Annotated in this window: 17 protein-coding genes; 7 read left to right on the top strand and 10 right to left on the bottom strand. The window is 67.1% G+C overall.

The genetic code is table 11. From position 1 onward, the window contains the following. Nucleotides 1-78: 78 nt before the first annotated feature. The 3 genes from AB0C34_RS00085 to AB0C34_RS00075 form a co-directional block, all read right to left on the bottom strand. Complete coding sequence (locus AB0C34_RS00085; RefSeq protein ID WP_357065582.1) at nucleotides 79-1,560, bottom strand: DHA2 family efflux MFS transporter permease subunit; 1,482 nt, start codon at nucleotides 1,558-1,560, stop codon at nucleotides 79-81. An 11-nt stretch (nucleotides 1,561-1,571) separates the two neighbouring features. After that, nucleotides 1,572-2,279, bottom strand: a complete 708-nt coding sequence (locus AB0C34_RS00080) for a PadR family transcriptional regulator (protein ID WP_357065580.1) — start codon at nucleotides 2,277-2,279, stop codon at nucleotides 1,572-1,574. A 572-nt stretch (nucleotides 2,280-2,851) separates the two neighbouring features. Continuing rightward, entirely contained in the window at nucleotides 2,852-3,745 is an 894-nt protein-coding gene (locus AB0C34_RS00075; RefSeq protein ID WP_357065577.1) for a glycine betaine ABC transporter substrate-binding protein, read from the bottom strand. A 232-nt stretch (nucleotides 3,746-3,977) separates the two neighbouring features. On the opposite strand from AB0C34_RS00075, the gene AB0C34_RS00070 reads away from it, so the two are divergent. Genes AB0C34_RS00070 through AB0C34_RS00055 form a run of 4 tightly spaced genes read left to right on the top strand, consistent with a single transcriptional unit; the run spans nucleotide 3,978 to nucleotide 7,434 of the window. After that, on the top strand, nucleotides 3,978-4,862 hold the full coding sequence (locus AB0C34_RS00070) for an ABC transporter substrate-binding protein (RefSeq protein ID WP_357068358.1): 885 nt from the start codon (nucleotides 3,978-3,980) through the stop codon (nucleotides 4,860-4,862). A gap of 10 nt (nucleotides 4,863-4,872) precedes the next feature. Further along, entirely contained in the window at nucleotides 4,873-6,021 is a 1,149-nt protein-coding gene (locus AB0C34_RS00065) for an ATP-binding cassette domain-containing protein (RefSeq protein WP_357065574.1), read from the top strand. 31 nt (nucleotides 6,022-6,052) lie between these two features. After that, entirely contained in the window at nucleotides 6,053-6,721 is a 669-nt protein-coding gene (locus tag AB0C34_RS00060; protein WP_357065571.1) for an ABC transporter permease, read from the top strand. Next, nucleotides 6,718-7,434, top strand: a complete 717-nt coding sequence (locus AB0C34_RS00055; protein WP_357065568.1) for an ABC transporter permease — start codon at nucleotides 6,718-6,720, stop codon at nucleotides 7,432-7,434. Before AB0C34_RS00060 ends, AB0C34_RS00055 begins: the two co-directional genes overlap by 4 nt. A 91-nt stretch (nucleotides 7,435-7,525) precedes the next feature. Here AB0C34_RS00055 and AB0C34_RS00050 read toward each other — a convergent pair whose 3' ends face one another. The 4 genes from AB0C34_RS00050 to AB0C34_RS00035 form a co-directional block, all read right to left on the bottom strand. Further along, complete coding sequence (locus AB0C34_RS00050; RefSeq protein WP_357065565.1) at nucleotides 7,526-8,722, bottom strand: NADP-dependent malic enzyme; 1,197 nt, start codon at nucleotides 8,720-8,722, stop codon at nucleotides 7,526-7,528. 471 nt (nucleotides 8,723-9,193) lie between these two features. Then, nucleotides 9,194-10,753 (bottom strand): FAD-binding protein, encoded by a 1,560-nt coding sequence (locus AB0C34_RS00045; RefSeq protein WP_357065562.1) that lies wholly within the window; start codon nucleotides 10,751-10,753, stop codon nucleotides 9,194-9,196. A gap of 51 nt (nucleotides 10,754-10,804) precedes the next feature. Further along, nucleotides 10,805-11,071, bottom strand: coding sequence for a hypothetical protein (locus AB0C34_RS00040; RefSeq protein ID WP_357065560.1), 267 nt, complete (start codon nucleotides 11,069-11,071; stop codon nucleotides 10,805-10,807). Continuing rightward, entirely contained in the window at nucleotides 11,068-11,922 is an 855-nt protein-coding gene (locus AB0C34_RS00035; RefSeq protein WP_357065557.1) for a PHP domain-containing protein, read from the bottom strand. The genes AB0C34_RS00040 and AB0C34_RS00035 overlap by 4 nt, the downstream gene beginning before the upstream one ends. Before the next feature lie 80 nt (nucleotides 11,923-12,002). Here AB0C34_RS00035 and AB0C34_RS00030 point away from each other — a divergent pair, with 80 nt between their 5' ends. After that, nucleotides 12,003-13,079: a magnesium and cobalt transport protein CorA gene (locus AB0C34_RS00030; protein ID WP_357065554.1), complete on the top strand. Its 1,077-nt coding sequence runs from the start codon at nucleotides 12,003-12,005 to the stop codon at nucleotides 13,077-13,079. A gap of 21 nt (nucleotides 13,080-13,100) precedes the next feature. On the opposite strand, the gene AB0C34_RS00025 is transcribed toward AB0C34_RS00030, so the two are convergent. From AB0C34_RS00025 to AB0C34_RS00015, 3 genes are read right to left on the bottom strand one after another with little or no spacing between them, the layout of a single operon-like run. Further along, complete coding sequence (locus AB0C34_RS00025) at nucleotides 13,101-13,682, bottom strand: suppressor of fused domain protein (protein WP_357065551.1); 582 nt, start codon at nucleotides 13,680-13,682, stop codon at nucleotides 13,101-13,103. Nucleotides 13,683-13,685: 3 nt separating this feature from the next. After that, nucleotides 13,686-14,177: a general stress protein gene (locus AB0C34_RS00020; protein WP_357065548.1), complete on the bottom strand. Its 492-nt coding sequence runs from the start codon at nucleotides 14,175-14,177 to the stop codon at nucleotides 13,686-13,688. A gap of 12 nt (nucleotides 14,178-14,189) precedes the next feature. Next, nucleotides 14,190-15,146, bottom strand: a complete 957-nt coding sequence (locus AB0C34_RS00015) for a CoA ester lyase (protein WP_357068356.1) — start codon at nucleotides 15,144-15,146, stop codon at nucleotides 14,190-14,192. 62 nt (nucleotides 15,147-15,208) lie between these two features. Here AB0C34_RS00015 and AB0C34_RS00010 point away from each other — a divergent pair, with 62 nt between their 5' ends. Next, a complete protein-coding gene (locus AB0C34_RS00010; protein ID WP_357065545.1) occupies nucleotides 15,209-16,495 on the top strand; it encodes a CBS domain-containing protein in 1,287 nt (428 codons plus the stop codon). Then, complete coding sequence (locus tag AB0C34_RS00005) at nucleotides 16,488-17,102, top strand: DUF1003 domain-containing protein (protein WP_357065542.1); 615 nt, start codon at nucleotides 16,488-16,490, stop codon at nucleotides 17,100-17,102. Before AB0C34_RS00010 ends, AB0C34_RS00005 begins: the two co-directional genes overlap by 8 nt. Nucleotides 17,103-17,293 lie beyond the last annotated feature (191 nt).

Raw genomic sequence — 17,293 nt, 5'->3', positions numbered from 1 at the left:
GCACTCGAGTGATCGGCCGACGCGTCGATGATCCGTGCCCTGCGCATACAGGTCTGGCGGGGCACGGAGTCGACGACGTCAGTCAGCCAGGGAATCGGCCTTTGCGCGGATTTTCTGGACGCCCGCCGGGGCGGCCCGACCGTGGCGGAGGAACAGCGCCGAAGCGACGACTCCGATGAGCAGAATGCCTGCCGGAAGCAGCGTGGACTCGCGCAGCGCCGTGCTGAACGTATCCTTCACGAACTCCGGGATCGGCCCTTGGCCCGCGCCGCCCTCGGCGCCTTGGCCGCCGCCGAGCCCGTTCGCGGTCATTCTGGCCGCTACCAGCGCACTGATCGCCGCGCTGCCGAGCACCGAACCCACCTGGCGGGTGGTGTTGTAGATACCAGCGCCCGCACCCGCCTGCTGCACCGGCAGGTTGTGCGTGGCGGTGGCCGCCAGCGGAGCCCAGATACACGCGTTGGCGAAGCCTCCCAGCGCCGCGGACACCAGGAACCAGGCGAGCGAGGAGTCCGGTTCCATCAGCGTGGAGAACCAGAACACCGACAGCGCCAACAGGGCGAAGCCAACGGTGGGCACGATCCTCGGGTGCAGTTTGTCGGCGAACTTGCCGATCAGCGGGGCCGCGACGCCGGTCATGACCGCCATCGGCGCGAACACCAGCGCGGACTTGGTCGGTGACATCTCGCGCACCGCCTGCAGATAGAAGTACAGCGGCACCATCAGCGAGGTCACCGCCGCTCCCATCGCGGCGATTGCCACGTTGGACAGCGCGAAGTTGCGGTCGCGGAACAGGCTGAGCGGCAACAACGGCTCACCGGTGCTGCGCGCCTGGGTGACCACGAACACCGCGAGCACGAGCAGGCCCGCGCCGATCAGCAACCAGATACGCGGTGACCAGTCGTAGCTGTTGCCCTCTTGGATACCGAACACCAGCAGGAACATGCCGACACCGCTCAGCACCACACCGAGAATGTCGAACTTGTGCTCGCTGGTCGGCAGGGCGGGCACCAACCACACCGCCAGTGCGAAGGCGATGATGCCGACCGGGACGTTCACGATGAAGATCCACTGCCATCCGAGTCCGTCGACCAGCACGCCGCCGAGAATCGGGCCGACCAGGGTCGCCAGACCGGCGACGCCGCCCCACAGACCCATGGCCGCGCCGCGCCGGTCCGGCGGGAAAGTCCTGGTGATCACCGCCATGGTCTGCGGTGTCATCAGCGCGGCGCCGATCCCCTGCGCGGCACGCGCGGCGATCAGCATCCCGATGGTGCCGGCCAGACCGCACCACAACGAGGCGGCGGTGAACACCGTGAGACCGATCAGATAAATGTTCTTGGGGCCGAAGCGATCCCCCAGCCGGCCGGTGACCAGTAGCGGCACCGCGTAGCTGAGCAGATAGGCACTGGTCACCCAGATCACTTGGGAGATATCGGCGTGCAGATCAGAAAGTATCGCGGGATTGGCGACCGCGACGATCGTCATGTCCAGCAGAATCATGAAGAATCCAACGACCAGCGCAGACAGCGCATGCCACGGATTACGTTGTATGGACATGTATTCGGTTCCTAACTCGGTTTCGAAACGCTGAGATCCGCTGGGGAGTTTGCCGCCGACCTGCGCTGCACGGGCGGCGGCCGCGAGCCGATGTCCGCCCACGTCTGGTCGGGTTGGGTGCTGCGCGCGCCGGTCTCCGGGTCGAATTCGGCCCATTCGACTGCGCCACTGTCCAATTCGGCGATGAAATCGCGTACCCAGGCAGCCTCGGCGTCGAGCGAGGTGCGCAGATACGGGAGTGCGATCCAGTAGCGACGTGGGACGACGTGCTCCTCCGCCCACGCGATCAGCATGTCGACATCGGCGATCTCGGTGTCCAGATGGCCGAGCCGTTCACGCAGCAGCGCGAGAACGTCCCGCTTGGGAAGGTTGTGCAATTCCCCGAGCGCCACCGGGAATATCGGGTACTCCGCGATCGGCCTGCGCACGATCTCGGCGATCCGATCGCGTAGCGCGTCCCTGCCGCGCGCGGTGATCCGGTAGGTGGTGCGTTCGGGGCGGTTTCCCGCCCGGTCGACGCCTTCGGAACGAACAAGTTCCTGGTCGGCCAGCCTGGCCACGGTGTGATACAGCGAGCCGGGCCGCACCTTGATCAGCATGTCCTCCCGGCGGGTGATCAGCGTCTGATACATCTCGTACGGATGCATCGGCCGCTCTTCGAGTAGTGCGAGTACGGCGATCGCCAACGGCGTCGCCGGCGGGTACGCCTGCTGCGCCATGTCCGGTCACCTCCCATAGATCGCCTCGCCGTCCTCCGGTCCGCTGTCATCGACGAGCCGAGACCATTGCGGATGCACGCTAGCCCCTGCCACCGACATACTCCGCTTCTAATATTCCATGTGGAATATACGGTGCGAAACAACAGACGGCAAGCCGTCGGAGTCCACATTCAGCGTGCGATGGGCGCGGTGCCGAACTGCGCAGCGCGGACACGGCACCGCGCGGTCAATCACTCGTTGACCACACGGGCGTCTGCCGTACCGATCGGCGCACACGAGTCGGCGCCAGCACCGACAGTTCGGCGATGAGCACGTAGGGCCGCGAACACACCTTTTGGCCCCGCGACGACCCCCACGTCCGATGGATGCGTCGACGATTTGGACCGGTGTTCCGAGCAGCCGGCGACGCGCTCGCGCAATTCGCGCTGGGGAAGACTTGTCACCTTCACGGCCTGGCCGAAGGACACCGAATGCAGCGACGGATCAGCGGAGATTCCGCTCCGCTCGCGAAATTGCCGTGACCAGGCGAAGTATTGTCCGCGACCCGGTGAAGTCCCGTCTGCGACGGGTCCCTACAACGCGTGTGCGTCCAACCAGGTCCGCGCGACCTCGCCGGGCGCGGCGCCCTCGTCCCGGACACGGCGGATCATGACCGCGAGATCGTCGGTCCGCAACTCGCCCGCGACGTAATTCAGCTTCTTGATCCGCTGCTGGTCGAGCAACCCTTTGCGGAACAGCGGCAGCACATTTTCGGCGCGCACGGCGTAGTCGTCGTCGGTCAGCACAGTGATCCCGTCAGTCACACCAGGGGTGAGTTCGGGCGGACCGGTCAGCACTCCGGCTTGAACCTGACCGTCCAGCAAAGCCTTTCGAAGCGCGGCCGAATCCGGAAACGCCACGGTGGACGCGAAGGCGCACCCGGTCACCTGATCCGACCCAGCCGGCAGCGGCAGCGGGCCGGGCGCGGACACCACGCCGACGGTCAGCACCCCGCAGCGCGGGATCAGATCTCCGATGGATCGCACGCTGTCAACCGTCGACATCTGCTCGGTCAGCAGCACTCGCGGCCGGAGATCAGCACCATCGGCGATATCGGAGACCACGAGTCCCTCGGGCAGCGCGGCACTCAACGCGGCCTCGACTTTCTGTGGCAGGCGTGCGGCCGCATGCTCATCGAGATAGGCGAGCAACGCGCCGGTGTGCTCGCCAACCAGCTGAACCCGATCCGCGTCGAGCGCGGCCAGATAGTTGGAGCGGCCGCCCAGGCCCGATTGGACCGCGGTCCGCGCACCCGTGCGCGCCAGCGCGCCTGCGTAGATCTCGGCGAGTACCGCGGACTCCACCGAATCGCCCGCACCGACCGTGATGAACGGCACCGACGCGTCGTTCCCGCATGACACCGCGACCGTGACGGCCGCGATGACCAGGGATCGAGCCATCATCCGCACCGACGCGGCCACCACCATCCGACGACACCAACTCTCCGACAGACCGACTCAGCCGACAGGAACATTCCGAAGCGGGCAGTATGGACACCCAGAATGTACCGGTGGTCGTTCGGCCCCGAGACTGCGCACCGCCCGTCATGCCGGAAGGACTCCCGTGAAATCCACCAGAACTCCCGCTGCCGCCTGGCACGGGCCCTCCGTGCCACGAGCCTCCCGACTCGTCGCCGCCGCGGCGGTGCTCGCGACAGCCATGATCCTGTCCGGGTGCGGCACTTCTGATCCGCTCGGTGGCACCGGCAACTGCGCAGGCGATGGACTGATCGTCGGTTCGGCGAATTTCCCGGAGTCCGAGACCGTGGCCAATGTGTACGCGGAGGTGCTCCGGGTCAACGGATTCGCCGTCGACACCAAACTCAACATCGGTAGCCGCGAAGCCTACATCCCCGCGCTGCGGCAGTGCGCCATCTCGGTGCTTCCCGAGTACACCGGCAACCTCCTGCAGTACTTGGACAACGGCGCGACCGCGACGACCGCGACCGACGTGGACACTGCGCTCGGCAAGGCACTCGGCTCCGACCTGGCCATCGGCACCCCCGCGCCCGGCGAGGACTCCGACGCCGTCGTGGTGACCCGCGCTACCGCCGAACGCTGGAACCTGCACACCATCGCCGATCTGGCCGCGCATGCCGCCGAGGTGAAGTTCGGCGCACCCGCCGAATTCCAAGAGCGCGCGGGCGGGCTGCCCGGCCTGAAGAAGAACTACGGTCTCGACATCGCCGCGAACAACTTCGTGCCGATCGCCGACGGCGGCGGCCCCGCGACGGTGCGCGCCTTGGTCGACGGTCAGGTCACCGCGGCCAACATCTTCACCACCTCGCCCGCCATCGCGCAAAACGATCTCGTGGTGCTGACCGACCCGAAGCACAATTTCGCGGCACAGAACATCGTCCCGCTGTTCAACGCGGCCAAGAAGTCGGACAAGGCGCTCGCGACGCTCGCCGCGGCGTCGGCCAAGCTGACCACCACCGAGCTGACCAAGCTGAACGAGGCCGTCTCGGGCACCGGCAAAACCGAGCCGCGCGCCGCCGCAGTGGCCTGGGTCGCCGCCCAGGGGCTGAACACACCGATCGGCTAGGAGAGAACTGTTGTCCGATATCGAGTTCTCCGGTATCAGCAAGACCTATCCAGACGGCACACACGCCGTGACCAACCTCGACCTGCACATTCAATCCGGTTCGTTCACCGTGTTCGTCGGCCCGTCCGGCTGTGGAAAGACCACCTCGATGCGGATGATCAACCGGATGATCACCCCCAGCTCCGGCACGATCACCATTGCTGGACAGGATATTTCGGCGGTCGATCCGGTGCGGCTGCGCCTCGGCATCGGGTACGTGATCCAAAGCGGCGGGTTGCTGCCGCACCGCACGATCATCGACAACGTCGCCACCGTTCCGATGCTGCGCGGTGACTCACGCCGTGCGGCACGCGCCGCGGCGCTCGACCTTCTCGACCGAGTCGGCCTGGACCGATCGCTGGCCGGGCGATACCCGGCGCAGCTGTCCGGCGGTCAACAGCAGCGCGTCGGTGTGGCCCGTGCACTGGCCGCCGATCCGCCGGTGTTGCTGATGGACGAACCGTTCAGCGCCGTCGATCCGGTGGTACGGGCCGAACTGCAGGTCGAAATGCAAAGGCTACAGGCGGAACTGAATAAAACCATCGTGTTCGTCACACACGACATCGACGAGGCGATCACGCTGGGTGACCGAGTGGCGGTATTCGGCCGCGGCGGGGTGCTGCAGCAATATGACCCCCCTGGGTACCTACTCGCCCAGCCTGCCACGGACTTCGTTGCCGACTTCGTCGGCCGCGACCGCGGGTATCGCGGACTGTCCTTCCGCACCGCGAACGAGGTACCGCTGCACGAGATCCGGACCGCGGTCGCGGAGCAGGTGGGTTCGCTGCGGCTGGACCGCGGCGAATGGGTGCTGGTGGTCGACGATGCCGGCAAACCGCTCGGTTGGGTGGATGTGACCGGCGTCGAGTCGCTGCGTTCCGGGCGCGCACTCAGCGACAGCATGGCCGCGGGCGGCTCGCTGTTCACCTCGACGGGGGATCTGCGCCAGGCGCTGGACGCCGCGATCTCCTCACCCTCCGGGATCGGTGTCGCCGTGGATGATTCCGGATCGGTGCGTGGTGGGGTCTTGGCCACCGAAGTGTTGCAGCAACTGGCCGGCCAGCGCGCCGCCGAGGACGCGGAACGCAACCGGCACTTCTTCGAACAGGACGTGTCGTGAACGACCGGGTGAACGAGATCCGGAAGGCGACATGAAGTATCTCATCGACAACTTCGCGGAGATCATGGGTTTCACCGGAACCCATCTGTATCTCGCGCTGGTGCCGCTGCTGCTCGCGCTGGTGATCGCGATTCCGATCGGCGCGCTCGTTCGCCGGGTGTCGTGGCTGCGGCGGGTCACGGTGACCGTGGCGAGTTTGGCATACACCATTCCGTCGCTGGCACTGTTCGTGATCATCCCTCCGCTGGTGGGGATTTCGACCATCGATCCGTTCAATGTGATCATCGCGCTCACCATCTACTCGACGGCGCTGCTGGTGATCGCGGTCCCCGCCGCCTTGGATTCGGCGCCCGTCACCGTGCTCGATGCGGCCGACGCGGTTGGTTTCAGTTCGCTGCGCCGGACGCTCACCGTCGACATGCCGCTTGCTCTCCCGGTTTTCGTGTCCAGTCTGCGGGTGGTGGTGGTCACCAACATCGCGATGGTGTCGGTCGGCGCGTTGATCGGCGTCGGCGGACTCGGGAAGCTGTTCACCCAGGGGTATCAGCGCGACTATCCGGATGAGATCATCGCGGGCATCATCGTGACGCTGGTGCTCGCCTTACTCGCGGACCGGGTGGTGTACGGCCTCGGGCGTTGGGCGACGCCGTGGGTACGAGCCGACGCCAGAACCGCGAAAGCGAAAGGCACTGCCGCATGACCTTTTTCCTCGACGCCTGGCACTATCTGACCGACGGTGCGAACTGGAGCGGCCCGGCAGGCATCGGCACCAGGATCGCCCAGCACCTCTGGTACAGCGTCCTGACCATCGCCATCTCCACGGTGATCGCGGTGCCGCTGGGCTTGGTCATCGGCCATACCAGGCGCGGAGCGGCGGTGCTGGTCGGCTTCGCCAACGCCATGCGCGCCCTGCCGACACTCGGCCTGCTGACATTTCTGGTGCTGTTACTCGGGCTTGGGCTGATCCCGCCACTGCTGGCCCTGGTCACGGTCGGTATCCCACCACTGCTGGCGGGCGCCTACGCCGGGATCGCGAACGTCCCAGCCGATGTCGTGGACGCCTCACGCGCCATGGGCATGACCGAACGCCAGATCTTGTTCCGGGTGGAAGTGCCCAACGCACTGCCCATTCTGCTCACCGGCCTCCGGGGCGCCACCCTCCAGGTCGTCGCCACCGCGACCATCGCCGCCTACGTCAACCTCGGCGGGCTCGGTCGCTACATCTTCGACGGCATCAGCCTGTACCGCTACGACCGGGTGCTGGTCGGCGCCCTCCTGGTGGCAGTCCTTGCGATGCTGCTCGATGGCCTGCTGGCCTTCACCGTGTGGGCCGGCGCGCCGGGCACCGGTCGGCTGCGCCGATCACCGCGACCGACAATCGCTCCCGCGATCGACTTGCCGACCGCGGCCTGAATTCATCGGGGCCGCACGCGAACCCGCGACAAACCGCGAAGGCGCTCCGCTCGAAACGAGCGGAGCGCCTTCGGTCGATCGAGCCGAGCTGCTACGCGACGCCCTCGGCGCGGGCAGCGGCGGCGACGGCCTCGGCGACAGCCGGCGCGACCCGTGGGTCGAGCGGACTGGGCACGATCTTCTCGGGGCCCAGCTCGTCAGCGACGACGCCGAGAATCGCGTTGGCGGCGGCGATCTTCATGCCCTCCGTGATGCGGCGCGCGCCCGCGTCCAGCGCACCCTTGAAGACGCCCGGAAACGCCAGCACGTTGTTGATCTGGTTCGGGAAGTCACTCCGGCCGGTGGCCACGATCGCGGCGTACTTGCGCGCGACGTCGGGGTGGATCTCTGGGTCCGGGTTGGACATGGCGAACACGATCGACTCCGGCGCCATGGAACCGATGAGCTCTTCGGCGATCAGACCGGCGGACAGGCCGAGGAACACATCAGCGCCCGCGAGCGCCTCAGCGGCTCCCCCGGTGAGGTCCCTGGGGTTGGTCCGGGTGGCCAGTTCCGCCTTCACCTCATTGAGGTCACCGCGGTCGCGGCTGACGATGCCCCTCGAGTCCAACACGATGACGTCCTGAACACCGGCGGCCAGCAGGATGTTCGTGCACGCGACACCGGCCGCGCCCGCTCCGGACACCACGACCTTCAGGCCCGCGATATCGCGACCCTGCACCTTCGCCGCGCCGTTGAGCGCGGCGAGCACCACGATGGCAGTACCGTGCTGGTCGTCGTGCATGACCGGGCAGTCCAGCGCTTCGATGACCCGCTTCTCGATCTCGAAGCAGCGCGGCGCGGAGATGTCCTCCAGGTTCACCGCGCCGAAGCTCGGGCGAAGGCGGATCAGCGTATCGACGATCTCGTCGACGTCCTTGGTGTCCAGGACGATCGGGATCGAGTTCAGGTCGGCGAACTTCTTGAACAGCGCGGCTTTGCCCTCCATGACGGGCAGCGAGGCGCGGGGGCCGATGTCACCGAGGCCGAGGACCGCGGTGCCATCGCTGACCACGACCACCAGCCGGTCGGTCCAGGTGTAGCGCTTGGCGAGCGCCTCCTCCTGTGCGATCGCGCGGCTTACCTGCGCGACACCCGGGGTGTAGGCGATCGAGAGGTCGCGCTGCGTCTCCAACGGAGAGCTGAGTTCGACCGAAAGTTTGCCGCCGAGGTGTCCCGCGAAAATTTCGTCGTGCGTGATTTCGGAAAGGCTTTCGGTGGCATTCGGTGCGTCAGTCACAGGTGACACGATTTCACTCCTGCTCGGATCGGGCTAAACCGGGGGACGGTTACCACCGGGTAATTAGCAAAAGGTGATTCATTACGCTCATCGGGTGCGCTGAACGGGAGGTTTCGAGATGGCTACGCGCAAACGAACGCGGCTTGCCGAAATCTCGAAGACGTGTCGCGGCACTGGTCCTCGGAGCGAGAACCGGACGGGTGAGTCCGGACAGAACATGCGGCATGATCCTCGAGTCGCGACGGTGCGTCGTGAGGCGGAGATCTCCGTACTCCCCTACCCGGCGGTGGCTCGAGTAGGAATCCGACACATTCTGCCAGTTCGGTAGGCGAGTTGCCAAACTGGTTTCGCTGGGCCGTGTCGCGCGCCGTCGAGCCGCGGTGCTCGCGGCGGAAAAATTGTCGGGTCAGCGGAAACTGGAAGCTCACGGCGGCTGTCGGGTGAGCTGCCCCATCGCGTGACGCCGAGCGGAGAGCAGACCTAGGCGACGATTTCGCACGCGTGCTCCCTCGGCATCATCCTGCGGCCTTCCGGTCGCACCCACACGCTGCGCATCCCACCAGACATCAGCCGCACCCGCCAACTCTCCGCCGCACCGGGATGATCGGTACGGCGGTGCATGCCACGACTCTCGGCTCGCATCAGCGCGCTGTATTTCGTCCACCGCGCCACCGCCAGCAGCGCGGCGGCCTGTCTGGCGCGCAACCGATCCACGCCACTGCCGCCGAGATCGAATTCCGCTCCCGGCCACATCCCGTCGAGCTCGCCGATGCTGTCGCGCAAGCTACCAGCGCTGCGCCAGTAGCTGCGCCGCAGCGGCAAGGTGTGCTCCTGCACCAGCCCGACCACTGCCCGGGGGTCGATCCGGGCCACGGCGTTGAGCCCGGCGCCGGGCACCTCGTACGCGGGCCCGCGCCGATCCGCGCCACGCGCGAACCCCGCCGCCGCCGTACCCGCCCAGACACCGGAGGCGATGGCCCACGCGCCACCCTGGCCACCGAGCCCACTGATCGCGCCGGTGATCGGCTCTCGGGTGGTGACGTCGCCCGCGGCGTAGAGCCCGGCGACGGTGGTGGCGCAGTCCGGTCCGGTGATCCGCAGGCCGCCGGTGCCGCGCACGGTGCCCTCCAGGACGGCGTGCAGCGGCACCCGTCCGGTGTGGTCGAGCACGCCGTGGCGCGCCAGCCAGCGGCGGACCGCCTCCGGGACGTCGTCGAATGCCGCGAACACCTGGCGCCCGTCGGCGATGGCCGCGAACGCCTCGGCCCGATGCCCGTCGACGACGGCACCGGATTCGTCGTAGAACGTGGCGAACCGCAGGGCAAGTCCGGACGCGAAACTCGAACGCGCCGCGGACGTCCTGGCGCGCGGCAACGCGGTCAGACCATAGGCGTTGGAGAACTCCATACCCGACAGTTCGGCGCCCGCTTCCGCGGCGAACAGCAGCCCGTCGCCGGTGTCCACGTCGGTGCCCGCCCTACCCGACAGGAACGCGCAACCCCCCGTGGCGACCACGACCGCGCGCGCACGCACGGTCCACCGCCGAAAGCCCTCGTGCGGAGCCAACCCGGTCGCACCGCACACCACACCGTCCCGATCGACGAGCAGTTGCATCGCCGGATGGTGGTCCAGAATCCGCACCCCGGCCGCGAGTACGCCGCGGCGCATGCGACGCAGATAGCCCGCACCGTCCAGGTACAGCCGCCGCGGCCCGCCGTCGGATGCCCCAGCCGGCAGCCGATTGCCCCACCTGGCCAGCTGTTCCACGCGCTGGTGGGTTTCCTCCAGGACGCGGTACATCCAATCCGGATCGCCGAGTCCGCCACCATGCGCGTATTCGTGGTGGACCGCCTCGTCCCGTGCGGGTCCGGGCGGAATGTTCCACAGCGACGTGGTACCGAACGCGGTCGGTCCACTGGACCCACAGCGCGCTTTGTCGGCGACAACGACGCCCATCCCCGTGGCAGCGGCCGAGACGGCGGCCCAAGTCCCGGCGGGGCCACCGCCGAGGATCAGGACGTCCGTCTCGAGTACATCCACAAAGAGAAATGTTCGGCCACAATTCACCCGGCCGCAACTAAAACCGGGATCTCAGCTCCACCATTGTGTCCAGAGCAATAATCCGGCCACGATAAAAACGACCGCTGATCCGGAAAAGGCGGCCGAACCCCGATGTCTATCCGAATACATCTGCGCCGCAACGGCAATGACGGCCGCCACCACGTGCCAGGTCACCGACTCCCCGCCCGGCCCGGGAAACCCGCGCCGGTCGGCGATGACAGCGGTACCCACCACCACGAGCATGAGGACGACGGTGCCGGCGGCGACGATTCCACTCAGCCCACGCACCGGTCTCACGAGGCGACCACCGGCACTCCGGTCGCCTTGCCCGCCAACTCCTCGAAGTGCGCGGGATCGGTGGTGAATTCACCGAGCCGAATGGTCTTGTTGGCGCCGTGATAGTCCGACGAGCCGGTGGTGAGCAGACCGAGTTCGGCGGCCAGGTCGGTCAGCAGCACGCGATCGGCCTCGGAGTGGTCCGGGTGGGCGATCTCCAGACCGCCGAGCCCGAGCGCGGCCAGCTCGCGGATGTCCGAGAGCGCGAGCAACCGGCCCCGCTTGCGCGCCCTGGTGTGCGCGAGCACGCTCACGCCACCGGCCGAGGCGATCATCTCGACCGCGCGACGCAGCGGGGTATCGGCCTTCTCCGCGTAGTAGCGCCCGTGCGGGGCGAGCAGTTCGGCGAATGCCGCGTCCACGCTCGCCACCACGCCCGCCTCGACCAGCGCCCGCGCCAGATGCGGACGACCAGCGGACGGCCCGGCCGAGGCGAGCACGGCGTCGGGGTCGATCGGGAGCCCATCGGCCGCCATCCGCTCCGCCATGGCCCGTAGACGATTCACCCGCTCGGCGCGTAGCCGCTCGCGTTCATCGGCGAAAATGCGATCGGCCGGGTCGAACAGGTAGGCGAGCAGGTGGACCGGAACCGGCCAGCCATCCGCACCGAGTCCGACACACGACATCTCCATACCGCGGACCAGGGTCATCCCTTTCGGCAGTGCGTCAACCGCCTCCGCCCATCCTGCCGTCGTATCGTGGTCGGTGATCGCGACCACATCCAGTCCCGCGGCGGCCGCGTTCCGCACCAGTTCGGCCGGAGTGTCGGTACCGTCGGAAGCGGTCGAATGAGTATGCAGGTCGATGCGCACTCCCCCAGTCTTACAGTGCTCGCATCCCTGCCCACACGCGCAGGCGCCCGCCGCGGCACACCGGGACGTAGCATCGCACCGTGGCCTCCTTTTCCTCGCTGTCGTCCTTCCGCGGTCCCGGCCGGACGACGCAGCCGCGGCAGCCCATCCCGGTACCGACGGCTCGGGCGATCGTCGACTGCGCCGTGTACGTGGAGGGCAAGCGTCTCCCGGGCCGGTTCACGCACCGGCAAGCGCTGGAAGAAGTCCGTGGTCGCGGGACCGGATTCGTCTGGGTCGGTCTGCATGATCCGGACCGGACGCAGATGGCCGATATCGCGAGCACCTTCGGGCTGCACCAGTTGGCCGTGGAGAACGTCGTACAGCCCCACCAGCGGCCGAAGCTGGAGCGCTACGACGACCTGCTGCTGCTGGTGTTGCGCACCGTGAGCTACGTCGAGCACGAATTGCACAGCGTCAGCGAGATCGTCGAGACCGGTGAGATCGTCGTGTTCACCGGACCCGACTTCGTGGTCGCGGTCCGGCATGGCGAACATTCCGGGCTCGCCGAGGTCCGCAGTGCATTGGAAGAGACTCCGGCCCAACTGTCGCTCGGTCCCGGCGCCGTGTTGCACGCGATCGCCGACCGGGTGGTCGACTCGTATATCGAAGTGGCGCAGTCGGTCGAGAACGACATCGACGAAATGGAAGAGGAAGTCTTCACCCCGCGCAGCAAGATCACCGTCGAATCGATCTATCAGCTCAAACGCGAGGTGGTGGAGCTTCGACGCGCGGTGAACCCACTCGCGGCGGCCCTACAACTACTCGGCCATAAACCGGATCTACCGTTGCCCAAGGAGGTTCGCCGCTATCTGCGCGACGTCGCCGAGCACCACACCACCGTCGCCGAACGAATCAACGATTTCGACGAGGCGCTCAGTGCGCTGATCAGCGCCGCGCTGGCGAAGATCGGCGTGCAGCAGAACACCGACATGCGCAAGATCTCGGCGTGGGTCGCGATCGCGGCCGTGCCGACGATGATCGCGGGCATCTACGGCATGAACTTCGACCACATGTGGGAATTGCACCAGGTCTGGGGTTACCCGGCGGTGTGGCTGGTCATCATCATCGTGTGCACGGGTCTATACCTCAACTTCCATCGCAACAAGTGGCTGTAGCCGCTCGGTCGCGGTCGGCGATCACAAGTTGGCCGCCGGACGCGTCGGATCGCGCACGTCGATACCCGCCTCCTGCCACGCATCCCGCAGTGCCTGCGCGCCACGCACCCGTACCCACGCCGCTTCGGTAGCAGTCACCGGCGTCACCGTGAAGTACCGCACGGGCTCGGCCGGATCCGGCAATACCACGTCGGGAATGTCACTGTCACCGAGCAGGACCGAGGTGAACGGCGCGTCATGCCACATCGACTCACCCAACTCCATCAACGCGTCCGCTTGCAGGACAACGCCTTCTACCACGGGCGCGGCAGCAAGGATGCCGAGCGACTTGGCCAGCCCGGAACTCGCACCAACCCCGGATCGCAGCGTCAAAACCAGCTCCGCCCGCGGCCCGCGCAACGGATCCGCGAGCAGCGCCGTGGGATCGCCCATCGGATGCCGAGACCCGCCCAGCGTCACGTAGTGCACCAGATCGCCGGCCACGATGCGCAGGATCTCGATCGGCTCGACACCGAGGAAAGTCACCGACGCCGCGTCCACGCGCGCGGCGTCCACCCCGAAATGGTCCAGCACATCGGCGCGGACCGACGCCAGCACATCCATGCGTCAGATGGCCAGCCGCGCGAGCATGTCGCGCGCCTGCTCGGCCGATTTCGGGTCGCACAGCACGTCGTAGCGGCCCGCGACCAACTGCATGGTGGACGCGAAATCACGTTGCCCTCTGGTCGCCGCGTACGGGATCGAGGTCGAGATGACACCGAAGATGATGCCGCCGATCAAGCCGACCACCAGCGGACCCAGCGCGCCGCTGGTGGTGAACAGGCTCAACAGCAGGCCGAGGAAAAGGCCGAGCCAAGCCCCCGACACCACGCCACCTCCGATGACCTTGCCCCAGGTCAGCCGGTAGAGGACCCGCTCGACCTGCATCAGGTCGACACCGACGATCGTCACGTCCTGCACCGGAAACTGGTTGTCGGCCAGATAGTCGACCGCTTTCTGCGCCTCGGCGTAGGTCGGGTACGAGGCGACCGGCCAGCCAGACGGCGGCGTGGGCAAGCCCTGCCGCGCGCGATTGGAGCTCCCCATGGGATTCGTCATGCCTCTATTGTGCTATTCCGACCGATGCTCCGGTGGTGCGAACCACGTGGTGCGCGTCATTCCGGCCGCTCGGCCCTTCTCCGCGATCACTTGTGCCATCTTGGCACTCGCCTCATCGATCATCTCGTCGCCGAGCAGCACCGCGCCGCGCGCGCCGCCCACCGCCGAGGTGTGGAAGGCGTACGCGTCCAGGATCAACTCGGCGCGGTCGTAGTCCGATTGGCGCGGGCTGAAGATCTCGTTCGCCGCCGCGATCTGACTGGGGTGCAGCACCCACTTGCCGTCGAAACCGAGCGCCGCGGTGCGCGCGGCCGCTCGCCGGAAGCCCTCGATGTCACGGATCTGAAGGTAGGGGCCGTCGATCGCCTGCAGTCCATGTGCGCGGGCGGCGAGCAGGATGGTCATCAGGATGTGGTGGTAGGCGTCGCCGGTGTCATAGCCCTCCGGCTGTTCACCGACCACAAGGGTGCGCATGTTGATGCTCGCCATGAAGTCGGCGGGGCCGAAGACCAGCGCCTGCACCCGAGTACTCGCTGTGGCGATCGCGTCGATGTTGCGCAGGCCGAGTGCGTTCTCGAGCTGCGGCTCGATGCCGATACGCCCGACCTCGAGGCCGCAGGACTTCTCGAGCTGGGTCAGCAGCAGATCCAGCGCGCGTACCTGACCGGCATCGGTCACCTTCGGCAGCAGGATCGCGTCCAGCGCGGTCCCCGCACCCTCGACCACGGCGATCACATCGGCGTAGGTCCATTCGGTGGTCCAGTCGTTCACCCGGACCACACGCAGCTGGTTCCCCCACCCGGAGTCGTTCAGAGCGGCCACGATATTCGCGCGGGCCGCTGCCTTGGCGACCGGTGCGACGGCGTCCTCCAGATCGAGAAACACCTCGTCGACCGGGAGCTGTTTAGCCTTGTCGATCATCTTCTTGTTGCTGCCGGGGCAAGCGAGCACCGAACGGCGCGGCTGCATGATCACTCCCGTCGATCGTGGCGCGGTGCGAACACCCGCCGGCGAACCTCTAGCCTGGCAGCATGGCAGCTACCAGGGTGTACGTCGCCAGGCTGGCCGGCCTGGTGGTGCTGGGGCCGGATGGCGAGTCTATCGGCCGGGTCCGCGATGTCGTCGTCGCCATCCGGTCCGACCGTCAGCAACCGCGCGTGCACGGCCTCGTCGTCGAACTGCCCACCCGGCGGCGTATTTTCGTGCCGATCTTGCGGGTGACGGCGATCGAACCCGGCGTGGTCACGCTGAACACCGGAACGGTCAGCCTGCGTCGTTTCACCCAGCGACCCGGCGAAATGCTGGCGCTCGCGCAGATCGTGGACTCGACGGTGCGCGTACAGGATCCCGACCTGCCGGACCTGGACGGCGTCGACGTGCACGTGGTCGATCTCGGCATCGAGCAGACTCGCACCAGGGACTGGCTGGTCACCAGGGTCGCCGTGCGCGGGCATCGCAGGCTGGGTCGGCGCCGGACCGTGCACGTGGTCGACTGGGTCCGAGTGTCCGGCCTGACCACGTACGAAATCGGCAGGCCGGGGCAGGACGTCACCCAACTGCTGGAACAGTTCGAGGGGATGCGTCCGGCCGACGTCGCGCATCTGTTGCGCGAGCTGCCGGAGAAGCGGCGCATCGAGGTGTCCCTCGCACTGGACGACGAACGCCTCGCCGATGTCGTGCAGGAACTTCCGGACGACGAACAGGTCGAACTGCTCAGCCATCTGGAGTCGAGCAGAGCAGCCGACGTGCTCGAGGCGATGGACCCCGACGACGCCGCCGACCTGCTCGGCGAACTGCCCGCGGCAGAGGCCGAATCGCTGCTGGCACTGATGGACCCGGAGGAATCCGAGCCGGTCCGCAGGCTGCTGGAACACTCCCCGTACAGCGCGGGTGGCTTGATGACGCCGAAGCCGATCATCCTGACGCCGGCCACCACGGTAGCCGAGGCGCTGGCCCGGGTGCGCAACCCCGATCTGACCCCCGCGCTCGCCTCCATGGTGTTCGTGGTCCGTCCACCCACCGCCACGCCAACCGGCCGCTATCTGGGTTCGGTGCACACCCAGCAACTACTGCGGGAGCCGCCCGCCCACATGGTCGGCGGGATTCTCGACGCCGACCTCGCGCCGCTGCGCCCCGATGTCCCGCTAGCGGCGGTGACCCGCTACTTCGCGACCTACAACCTGGTCTGTGGCCCCGTGGTGGATGAGGAGAATCACTTGCTCGGCGCGGTCAGCGTCGATGATGTGCTCGACCACCTGCTGCCTGAGGACTGGCGCGACGAGGAAGAGACGCACGACGGGATGCTCGGGCATGAGTGACAAAGACCCCGCGGGGCGAGTCGGCTACAGCAGCGCGCGTCAGCGTCTGGAGACACCGATGGAGACCCGGTTCCGGTTGGACTGGGACGCCGAGGCTCTGGCGCGCAGCAGCGAACGGGTGGCGCGGTTCCTCGGCACGGGGCGCTATCTGGCGATGCAGACGATCGTGGTGCTGATCTGGATCGTCTTGAACGTGTTCGTGCTCGCGCTGCGATGGGACCCGTATCCGTTCATTCTCTTGAATCTGGCGTTCTCCACGCAGGCCGCGTACGCCGCGCCGCTGATCCTGCTTGCGCAGAACCGGCAGGACAACCGCGACCGGGTCTCCTTGGAGGAGGACCGCGTGCGGGCCGCGCAGACCAAGGCGGACACCGAGTTCCTCGCGCGTGAGTTGGCGGCGTTGCGACTCGCCATCGGAGAAGTGGCCACGCGCGATTACCTGCGCCGTGAACTAGAGGAGATGAAGGAGATCCTGGATCGGCTCGACACCGCGGAATCCGCGGTCCAGGAGACTCGTTCGGAAAAACCCGGAAAGCCCGCTCGCAAAAAAATCTCTGGCCGAAATCCGGCCGCGCCACCGGATTCACCACCCGGCGCCGATCGTTGACCGGAAATACCGAACAACTACCTGACCGATGGGTAACCTGGACACCGTTGTCCTGAGCTACCCGGACAAGGGATGTCCCGGACAACCGCTCCCAAAGACGTCGAGGATGGGTGTGGTCGAATGCGTGTTTCTGCTCCGATGACCGTCTCGGTTTTGGTGGTTGCTGGTGTGGTGATGAGTGGTTCGGCGGT

Origin of the sequence: Nocardia sp. NPDC049220 (genome assembly GCF_040647855.1) — a bacterium.
In the GTDB taxonomy this organism is placed as follows: domain Bacteria; phylum Actinomycetota; class Actinomycetes; order Mycobacteriales; family Mycobacteriaceae; genus Nocardia.
The sequence above is the reverse complement of the archived record's forward strand: the minus strand, read 5'-3'. Positions and strand labels throughout refer to the sequence as shown.